We start from the raw sequence: 2,378 nt of genomic DNA, 5'->3' as shown, positions 1-2,378 counted from the left end.
TGTATTTTGCAAGACTTTTCTACACAACATTGCAGCGATAAACTACACAATTTTGCACCTGAAAGATTCTTTTAGTTATTTGTGTTTGGATAGTGCATTCTTTAGTCGAAAACTCTCTCCGGTAAAGCTTAATATGTGAGCATGGTGAATCAGTCGATCAACCAATGCGGCTGTCAGACGAGCGTCAATGAACACTTTATTCCATTGACTAAATTCTAGATTACTGGTGATGATGACGCTTTTCGTCTCATACCAATCACTAATCAGCTGAAATAGAAGTTCCGCTCCTTCTTTCGTAAACGGAACATACCCCATTTCATCTAAAATAATCAGTTTAACCTTGTCAAAACGTTTTTTAAAAGCATCTAGTGTGTTATTTTTCCATTGACGTTCTAGTTCGCTGACTAGGTCAGATACGCGCCAGAAGCGTGTATCTATGCCGTTTTCTGTAGCTAATGTGCCTAAGGCACATGCCAAGTGAGTTTTTCCTGTACCAGGTGTTCCTACGAAAACAGCGTTTTGGCATTGTTTGATAAAAGACAGACTAGTCAGTTCCTCTTTAGTTGTCGGGCTGGGAAGCGATATCTGGTTGTGCCATTCATAAGTGGATAGCGTCCGCCTACATGGCAGTTTTGATTGTTTATAGAGCCGTATCGTTTTCGCTTCTTCGCGACTTCGAAGTTCATTTTTCAAAAGAAAAAGTAACCAGTCCTCTTTTGAATCAAATCCATCCGTATCAATGACTTTTGGTATATGAGAGAGCCGGAGGCTTTTACACAGTTCTTCTAAGTAAGCGTGATCCATTACTTATACTACCTCCTTGGGAAAAATTCCTAATGCATCATAACTGTTCCAATCCACATTGTAAGAATCCGAACTCGGTTCGACCCCTATTAATTCATAGAATCTTTCGTTGATTTGTTTCATATCTTTAGTGACGAGTAAATTAATAAGGATATCGACACGTTCAGCTTGGACCTTCCAGTCATTATGAGTTAAGTATAATTTGATCCGCTCCGGTAAATATTTCCAGTAACGTGAGTACTCCATTGAACGGAGTTTTTTACGCCAGTCTAATAAGATAGATGCCCAGTCAATCGGTCGTTTTTTAAACATATACGGGCGATCACCTTCAGCTATTATGTCACCAGATCCACTGTAGAATGTGTAAGTCTCAGCTGTTAATACAGCATATATCTTCGTGTGATTTCGTGCCTTAGGCACGTGAATGAGTGTTTGATCGAGTTTGATTTCGTTATACTTGTTTGCCTTGCATTCAATCTCTTTAAAGACGGGATAAGGTACATCCGGAAGAGCCAGTAGTTCAGTTTTTTCTTCTTCCCATAGTTCAATGATGGAGACATTTTTTTCATAATGATTTCGATCTCTATCCTCAATTAGTTGTGTTCTCAATTTATCATTTAAAGAAGCATAATCTTTCATTGACGGGCTTGCAGGGAAAAAGTTATAGCGTATATATCCAACTTTGTTTTCAACACTTCCTTTTTCATTTCCGCTGCGCGGATTACATACTTGCGTGTTGAAACGGTAATGAGTGGCGAATCGAAGATAAGCCTCAGTTAGTACAGCAGGTTTATATTTAGATTTTCTCTCCGTTACGGCCGTTGACATATTATCAATTCGAATGACTTTCGGCACACCCCCGATTTGATGAAACAATTGAGTCATGCCTTCAAATAAACACTCCTGATTCTCTGCAGGTAACGCAACCGCAAAACCTACATTACTAAACGGGAAGGTCATTACCAAGGTTTTGACATCTTTAAATGCCCCCTCATGTTCGACTTCCATCGTTCCAAAGTCCAGCTGTGCATCTGCTGGGGGATGTTCCAGACGTTCAAATCCTTTATCTACAGCGCCTTTATCATTGTGAGTAGAACGCCAGTCTTGAACAAATACACAAACAGTCCGATAGGACCCCGGGAAATCAAGTTCTTTCAATTCACGGTGATAAGCTACGTTAGTACGTCGTTTTTTCTTCGGCAACTTGGCATCTTCGTCCAGCCATAAGGTTAAAATATCTCCCCATTTTTCTTCATACATCATGCCTGTTTTTTCTATTTTCTTCTTCTTTGGAAAGTTATTGCCATCAGCGTATTTTTTAGCTGTACGCCAATTCACTCCAAGTTCTTTTCTTATGTGATCAATCGATTTATCGTGATTATTCCTTAAATTTTTGATAGTATTAATATCAGTCATTGTGAGCATACCTTTCATACCTCCAGTTAAAGTGTAGGAACTCTAACTTTAGAGGATTTTCAGGTGCCTTGCAATGGCTTTTTATATTGCATTTTGCCGTCCGCAGAGTTGTGTACTTTTACCCTGCAATCTTATGTATTTTTATCTTGCCATAAACA

The 2,378-nt window shown here is 39.1% G+C and carries 2 protein-coding genes; both read right to left on the bottom strand.

Annotation, left to right across the window (positions count from 1 at the left end; genetic code table 11):
- Positions 1-75: 75 nt before the first annotated feature.
- The gene (gene istB / locus ACYQ2O_RS11750) at positions 76-804 is read right to left on the bottom strand and encodes an IS21-like element helper ATPase IstB (protein ID WP_459771291.1); all 729 of its coding nucleotides are present in this window, start codon (positions 802-804) and stop codon (positions 76-78) included.
- 3 nt (positions 805-807) lie between these two features.
- The gene (gene istA, locus ACYQ2O_RS11745) at positions 808-2,229 is read right to left on the bottom strand and encodes an IS21 family transposase (RefSeq protein ID WP_346025642.1); all 1,422 of its coding nucleotides are present in this window, start codon (positions 2,227-2,229) and stop codon (positions 808-810) included.
- Positions 2,230-2,378 lie beyond the last annotated feature (149 nt).

Source organism: Alkalibacterium sp. m-11 (assembly GCF_054658155.1).
The sequence above is the reverse complement of the archived record's forward strand: the minus strand, read 5'-3'. Positions and strand labels throughout refer to the sequence as shown.